Annotated in this window: 8 protein-coding genes; all 8 read right to left on the bottom strand. The window is 37.2% G+C overall.

Annotated elements, in window-relative coordinates; all coding sequences use genetic code 11:
* Positions 1–126 precede the first annotated feature (126 nt).
* The 8 genes from HMPREF0014_RS15500 to HMPREF0014_RS15465 all read right to left on the bottom strand — a co-directional run bounded on the left by HMPREF0014_RS15500 (position 127) and on the right by HMPREF0014_RS15465 (position 7,537).
* Positions 127–579, bottom strand: a complete 453-nt coding sequence (locus tag HMPREF0014_RS15500) for an Mpo1-like protein (RefSeq protein WP_006581082.1) — start codon at positions 577–579, stop codon at positions 127–129.
* A 571-nt stretch (positions 580–1,150) separates the two neighbouring features.
* A complete protein-coding gene (locus HMPREF0014_RS15495; RefSeq protein ID WP_002052473.1) occupies positions 1,151–1,768 on the bottom strand; it encodes a septal ring lytic transglycosylase RlpA family protein in 618 nt (205 codons plus the stop codon).
* A 290-nt stretch (positions 1,769–2,058) separates the two neighbouring features.
* Positions 2,059–3,060 carry a lytic murein transglycosylase B gene (gene mltB / locus HMPREF0014_RS15490; protein WP_004886176.1) on the bottom strand — a complete coding sequence of 334 codons (1,002 nt, stop codon included), beginning with the start codon at positions 3,058–3,060 and terminating at the stop codon, positions 2,059–2,061.
* Between the two features lie 19 nt (positions 3,061–3,079).
* Positions 3,080–4,222, bottom strand: coding sequence for a rod shape-determining protein RodA (rodA, locus tag HMPREF0014_RS15485; RefSeq protein ID WP_004707770.1), 1,143 nt, complete (start codon positions 4,220–4,222; stop codon positions 3,080–3,082).
* A gap of 126 nt (positions 4,223–4,348) precedes the next feature.
* Positions 4,349–4,999 carry a hypothetical protein gene (locus HMPREF0014_RS15480; protein ID WP_002052502.1) on the bottom strand — a complete coding sequence of 217 codons (651 nt, stop codon included), beginning with the start codon at positions 4,997–4,999 and terminating at the stop codon, positions 4,349–4,351.
* Between the two features lie 23 nt (positions 5,000–5,022).
* Positions 5,023–5,835 carry an NADPH-dependent 7-cyano-7-deazaguanine reductase QueF gene (gene queF, locus HMPREF0014_RS15475; RefSeq protein ID WP_004707772.1) on the bottom strand — a complete coding sequence of 271 codons (813 nt, stop codon included), beginning with the start codon at positions 5,833–5,835 and terminating at the stop codon, positions 5,023–5,025.
* Positions 5,832–6,605: an ABC transporter permease gene (locus HMPREF0014_RS15470; protein WP_002052782.1), complete on the bottom strand. Its 774-nt coding sequence runs from the start codon at positions 6,603–6,605 to the stop codon at positions 5,832–5,834. The genes queF and HMPREF0014_RS15470 overlap by 4 nt, the downstream gene beginning before the upstream one ends.
* Positions 6,602–7,537 (bottom strand): ABC transporter ATP-binding protein, encoded by a 936-nt coding sequence (locus HMPREF0014_RS15465; RefSeq protein WP_004886180.1) that lies wholly within the window; start codon positions 7,535–7,537, stop codon positions 6,602–6,604. The genes HMPREF0014_RS15470 and HMPREF0014_RS15465 overlap by 4 nt, the downstream gene beginning before the upstream one ends.
* Positions 7,538–7,550: the final 13 nt, after the last annotated feature.

Genomic DNA, 7,550 nt, shown 5'->3' with positions numbered 1-7,550 from the left:
TTTACGGAATTAGGTAGACCTCGCACCCAAGTTGTGTCTTAAATTTGAATGGATTGGGGAGAACTCAGCTTTTGAATGTTTATGCAACAAAGCCAGCTGAATCTAAAAGATTCAGCTTTTTAAAAATTATTGAGTAATCAATTTGTTCTGCCGACTTTTCCACTTTGGCAATATTTTTCCAAGATAGGCATCCATACACCAAACTGGGCCAATCAATAGAAATTGCAAATCTTTAAAGAAAGAGGGCTTTTTACCTTCAACTTTATGTCCATAAAATTGTCCAACCCAAGCAATCACAAAAATTGCAATATAAAACCCTATACCTACAGGTAGGGCATAAATGAGCCAAGCCATCACAACTAGAAGCGCAGCCATCGCTACTGCAAGTACAAGATCGAGTCGAGCATAGAAAATAAGAGTCAGTACAATGAGTAAAGCAGTGAGCAAAGCACTAAAGTGGGCGATGATTCCGATAATAGAAAACAAAATAGCTGGGACGCATACCCAATGAATTTTCTTATTCGTTGGATTTTGATGGCTTTCACTGTATTCATCAAGCCATTCAGCAATAGATTTCATAGACCTTGTTCTCCATGTCTAATTTTGAGTCATTCTTTTTATGTCTATATTTTATCCTGTTGTTATGTATGTAGACAAGAAAAGTCGAAAATCTTCCTTATCGTACATTCATGTGACCTTAAAAATTAAGGACTGATCATCTGGGAAAAGCAGGGGGAAAAAATTAAAAAACAATTTTAAAAGCCAGCAGAGTTGGATTAAAAAATCAGACTATTTATTTTTGGATTTTGAAGTGGGGAAATCCTTATAAAAACCACTTTTTTATGAAAAGTTGGAAAATAATAGAAAAAAGCTCAACTCAACTTGCTTTAAAACGCTATAAACAGCTTTTTTGGGACTACGGTGGTACTAGGGTAGCGGAATTTTTTTAAAATGGCTCTAATCAAAAAATATAAGCAAAAATGGATGAGTAATAAAATGATGTGTTTTTGGGTTAAAAAATAATCAATTTTGTAATTAAAAAATGAGTAAAAAAACAAAATTTTTAGCATGATTTTTATATTTTTGGGTCTAAAAATAAAAAAGCCACAAATTAATTTGTGGCTTTTCCATGAACTCTAGGAGTAATCGCTTATGAAGTAGGACCGTCTACACGTTCAATACTTACTTTTGCAGTACCAGCATTGGTAATACCAAGACGTTTTGCAGCACCGTATGATAAATCAAGTACACGATTTGCATGGAATGGACCACGGTCGTTTACTTTTACTACCACACTTTTACCATTGTCTTTATTTGTAACACGTATATAACAGTTCAATGGCAGACTACGGTGAGCAGCAGTAAGTGCATTCATATCGAATGTTTCACCACTTGCAGTTTTACGGCCATGAAATTGACGACCATACCAAGATGCCATACCAGTTTGGCTAAACTTACGAACAGTATTTGAAGCTACTGTGTTAAGTTTTTCAATCACTGAAGGCTCATCTTCAGGGATTTCAATTTTAGCTGCGATAGCTTGACGACGAATTTGATCGCCAGAACGTTCAGTGATTGAAAGACTGTTAATGTTAGAAAAACGAGAATTAAAGCTTTGAGTATCTTTACTCAATACACGTGCAGCTAAATTAGCATTTGGACCATCTACATCACTGTTTAATGATGATGATTGCATCATTTCAGCGTGCAGTGGGGCCATGCTTAAACTAGCCGTCAGTGCAAGAATGTATTTCAGCGATAACTGCATTTATATAAACTCCTGAGAACATGCTCTTTTTCTTTTAGCCAACAGGCTAAAAATTGAAGTGAACATGCCTAATTATTCACTTTTGCAATTGCTTGATTGGGGTGGATAATATTCATCGCTTACGGAGAGTGTCTAGTCTTTAACGAGAAATAGTTACAAAAAGGGCAAAAACTTACAGTTTTAGGTTAAAAAATAACCAAATATGTAACAAAGTATTTAAAATGTATGTATTGTGATCGATTTAACAAAAATATTTATTGACTTTTACATAAACTCATCAAAAAGCTAGCCTATCGGCTAGCTACCTCTGTGCCTAATAACCATACAGCAGTCGCATACATTCGACTTTTGTTATAGGTCGTAATTACCTGAAAATTTGGATAGGTTAAATAGTAAATTGGACCGTTATAGTCTTGTAATTGAATAACATTTACCATATCTAAGTCATCAATTTTAACTAATGGGTTTAATGGAGAAATTCCTTGATTTTTGAGCACACCATACGGAGTAGGTTGAGTGAGATCTTTAGCAATAATACTTTCTGGATTTGAGCCTACATAACGAGCCATAAAACCAATAGGCTGATCACGTTGCCAACCTTGCTTTGCTAGGTAATTTGCAATTGAACCAATCGCATCTTCCGCAGAGTTACGAAGATCGATATGACCATTACCATCAAAATCTACTCCATACTTACTGATATTACTTGGCATAAACTGTGGATAGCCAATTGCTCCAGCATAAGAGCCAACAATACTATTGGTTGGATAGCCTTCTTTGTAAGTCCATGCAATCAGAGCAGCTAACTCATCACTAAAATAATCAGCACGGCGAGGGTAACCAAATGCTAATGTTGCAAGTGCGTCACGAGTGATAAAAGAACCTTTATTTGCCCCATATCCTGTCTCAACACCTAAAATACCCAAAATAACAGCTTGAGAGACACCAAATTGCTGTTCAGCTCGGTTAAGCGCATCTGCATATTGATTTTTAAACCGGACACCACGTTGAATAGTCCCTTCAACTAAAAACATAGAGCGATAATCGTACCAAGGCTTACTTTCTCCTGGACGAGTCATAATATTTATAATGTTTGGTAAATTTTTTGCACCGCTCATCGCGGCATCTACTTGTACACTACTTAAACCATAAGTATTCATGGCTTTTTGTTTAAAATTTAAATAATTAGGATCATTTACAAAATCATTGGCTTGAGCAAAATGACTTGTGCTCACTAGGCCGGTACACAAGGCAAGCGCTTTTAAAGTTTTATTAATAGATTGAGACAACATATCTTTTTAAAATTCCAAATTATCGATGTGTATGAATAGACATGACTAAACCAAAAGTGGCCATTAAAGTAATAATAGCGGTACCGCCATAACTCATAAAAGGTAAAGGAACACCCACTACAGGTAAAATACCACTGACCATTCCTGCGTTTACAAATACATAAACAAAAAAAGACAAACCAAAGGCACCAGCAACTAAACGACCGTAGTTATGAAAGCTCTGTAAACCAATCTGAAATGTTCTAAAAATAATAGCCGAATAAAGAATAACTAATATAAGTACGCCAATTAGGCCAAATTCTTCGGAATAAGCCGCAATAATAAAGTCAGTATGGCCTTCGGGTAAAAAGTGTAAATGTGATTGTGTACCTTCAAGAAAACCTTTACCTGAGAAACCACCAGAACCAATAGCTGTTTTGGACTGAATAATATTCCATCCTGTTCCTAATGCATCTGCTTCTGGGTCAAGTAGCGTTAGAACCCGTTGACGCTGATAGTCGTGTAAAAGAAATTCCCATGCAATTGGAATAACAATAGCTGCACAAGCTGCTGCGGCACCGATCATGCGCCAAGATAACCCACTTAAAAATAGTACGAAAATACCACTTGCTAATACGAGTAGGGATGTTCCTAAGTCAGGTTGTTCTGCAATCAGTAAGAAAGGAACACCAATTAACATTAATGATAAAACAACTTGAGAAAAGCTTGGAGGAAGTGGTTTGCGTGCTAAAAACCATGAAATCATCATTGGCATGCCAATTTTCATGAACTCACTGGGTTGCACGCTCCCGAAACCGGGAATATCGATCCAGCGTTTAGCCCCCATGCGGACTTCACCAAAGACCATAACTCCAATTAAGGAAAATAGTGCAAATAAATAAAAGTAAGGTGAAAAAGCTTGATAAACCTTAGGGGGAATTTGAGCCAGACTAATCATGACTAAAAAGCCAATACCAAAGCTCATGGCTTGTTTACTGACTAAGCCTACATCTTGTGCAGATGCACTATATAGTACCGTTAAACCTAATAGGGCATTTAGGAATAAAAATAGGCATAACCACGGGTCAATATGAAGTTGCTGCCAGCGCGATGGTTGCATGGCAGTACTAAGACCATCTCGAGGAGCTTGGCGTAAAAATTTATATTGTGGACTAGGAGACATGCGGCTTTAACTAGGTCAATCAGTGCTTGGCGCATGCTAACATAAACCTGATTAATGGCAATGTATATCAATATTTTGCAATAAAAAAACCTGGCTCTCGCCAGGTTTCCGATGGTCTATTTTCTGTTAGTTAAAGAATAAACTATCGTGATATTCAGCCATCGCTTTTAGTTCAGTGCGATTTAAACTTGGTATAAGTTTATCGATCGCAATGTGGACTGCTTTTGTTACAGCTGCTGCGCCAATATCAGCTGCTTTGCGCTTAATCATGCCTAAATCTAATGTTTTATTAAAATCAGACATAAAGTGTCTAACCATAGCATCACCAAACTGTTTATATAGTTCTGCTAAGGCTGCTTTATTAATGTCATTACCTGCCTGAAGCTCGGCAAAATTATGCTTCAAATTAGTCACTAAACCAGCATCTAAAGCTACACCAACTTTATATTGACCTTGTGGGTCTTTAAATAAGCTTTTCTCTGAAAATTCCACGGATTGTTTAACAACATCGTTTGGTGCTTTACTCAGTAATTGCTTTAAAAGCACAGCAACTGTTGATTTGACATAACCAGCTAGTTTTTCGGCAGTATCTCTTTTTTCACTCGCTGGGAAATGTTGTACTAACTGAGTCAGTACATTTTCAATAATTTCCTCATTAAGTTGTAAAGCAATTTTGTCTCGAAGTGGATATAACGGTTCACTGGAATTCTTATTCGCAATTCCAGTCTGTATATCGTTCAATAAGCCTTCAGAAGGGGTAAAACCAAAAAACGGCATGGTGTATCCTCAAATTATTCGTTTTATTGTCGTGCCAATCGAATCGGTTTTGGCATCCATGATAGATCCGATACTCGGCAAGGATTGATATCAAGTCCACCGCGGCGAGTATAAGTTGCATAAACCATCAGCTTTTCAGGTCGCAAATTTTGCCAAATATCTGCAAAGATTTGCTCAACACACTGTTCGTGGAAACCGTTATGCTGACGGTACGAGATAATATAAGCTAAAACACTACGATAACAAGGTTTTTTGCCCTTAAAACGGATAAAAACTGTACCCCAATCTGGCTGTCCCGTGACTGGGCAGTTACTTCTCAAAAGATGAGAATACAGTTCAATTTCGACTTCTTCACCAGACTCATCCAATTTTAAAAGTGATGCATCGGGATGTTGTTCTAAACGTTCAGGTGTTAGATCATCAATACAAATGCCTTGTGGTTTAGAAATATCAAGTTCATCTACTTGAAATAGCGTTAGCTCAACTTTTGCACCAGCTGCAGACGATAGATCTTTTTCAACCGTTTCAATAAATAACTCTTTAGAGCCAAACTGAGTGAAGTTAAGACTATTGAAGTATAGCTTTAATGACTTTGATTCAATCAAATTTGGTGAAGAAGCTGGCAGGGTAATTCTGCCAATCGCAACCTGTGGAATACCATGCGAGTTTAACCAAGATATTTCAAAAACATGCCACCAATCTTTACCTTGGTTGATACCTTCAATATGTGAATATTTTTCACGAGATTGAGCACGTGCAATTGGAAATAACACATCGGGTTGATAGCTAGTTGGATATTGGGTTTCTTTACCCAATAAAGACTGTTCGACACTCATTCACGCATTCCTGAACCACGAGCAAGTAAATAGTAGGCAATTCCATAAAGTACAACACAACATAATGTCACAATGATTAAAGAGAACGTAACGTTCACGTCACTATGACCTAAAATGCCGAAACGGAAAGCATTTACCATATACACAATAGGATTAATTAAAGAAAGTTTTTGCCAAAAAGGACCAAGTGCACTAATGGCATAAAACACACCACCTAAATAGGTGAGTGGAGTAAGTACAAAGGTTGGAATAATAGAAATATCATCAAATGATTTTGCATAGACTGCATTAATAAAGCCGCCTAAGGAAAATAAAACGGATGTAATTAATACTGTATATATAGTTACGAACCAGTTATGTATAAAAAGATGGGTAAAGAACATGCTCATCGCAGTAACAATGGCACCAACCAAGACACCACGACAAATACCACCAATCACGTAGCCCCATAAAATAATATGTAAGGGCACGGGACTCATGATGAGTTCTTCAATACTCTTTTGAAATTTAACACTGAAGAAACTAGAAGACACGTTAGCATAGCTGTTCGTAATAACAGCCATCATGATTAAGCCAGGTACAATAAACTGCATGTAGCTCACGCCACCCATTTGCCCAATACGTGAGCCAACCAAATTACCAAAAATGACAAAATACAAGCTCATGGTAATTGCAGGTGGTAATAAAGTTTGTGGCCAAATACGAAGAAAACGGCGTACTTCTTTACGAACTAAAGTCCAGAGGGCAATTTGCAGTTGGTTAAAGTTCATTTTGCCGCTCCTTCAAGATTTTTCTCGACCATTTTGACAAATAGCTCTTCAAGGCGATTCGATTTGTTACGCATACTACGAACACGAATACCTTGTGACTCTAAAAGTTGGAATAAGTCATTTAATGTATGTGCTTTATCCATTGTTACTTCTAAAGTACTACTATCAATTAAGTTGAACTTCACACCAATAATATTGAGCTGGAGTGGGGCAATTGGTTCTGCTAAATCAAAAATAAAAGACTCTTCACTCAGCTGGTTTAGGAAACTTTTCATGCTGGTATCTTCTTTAATGACACCACGGTCAATGATGGCAATTTGACGACACAACATTTCTGCTTCTTCTAAATAATGTGTCGTTAAAATAATAGAAGTACCGTTTTCGTTCATTTCGGTTAGAAAATCCCACATAGAACGGCGTAATTCAATATCTACACCCGCAGTAGGCTCATCTAGAATAAGAAGTTTAGGTTCATGCATCATGGCGCGGGCGATCATTAGGCGACGTTTCATACCACCAGACAGCATACGTGCTTGTATATTACGTTTTTCCCACAAGCCAAGTTTTTCTAAATAATGTTCCGCTTGTTTCTCGGCAATCTTTTTATGAATACCGTAATAACCAGCCTGGGTAACTAAAATATCGAATGCTTTTTCAAATTGCCCGAAGTTAAATTCTTGGGGTACAACGCCAAGCTGCTGTTTTGCCAAGGATGGATGAGTATCGAGATTATGTCCAAAAATCTCAACAGTTCCGGAAGTTTTTTTCGTGAGGGAGCTGATAATACCAATGGTTGTTGATTTGCCGGCACCATTTGGGCCTAACAACGCATAAAATTCACCTTCAGGCACAGTGAGGTTAATACCTTTTAACGCCTGAAAACCATTACGATATGTTTTGGACAAATCTCTTAAAACCAAAGCATCAGTCATGAAATTCTCACAT

This window comes from Acinetobacter sp. RUH 2624 (genome assembly GCF_000162375.2).
Classification (GTDB): Bacteria; Pseudomonadota; Gammaproteobacteria; order Pseudomonadales; family Moraxellaceae; genus Acinetobacter; species Acinetobacter nosocomialis.
The sequence above is the reverse complement of the archived record's forward strand: the minus strand, read 5'-3'. Positions and strand labels throughout refer to the sequence as shown.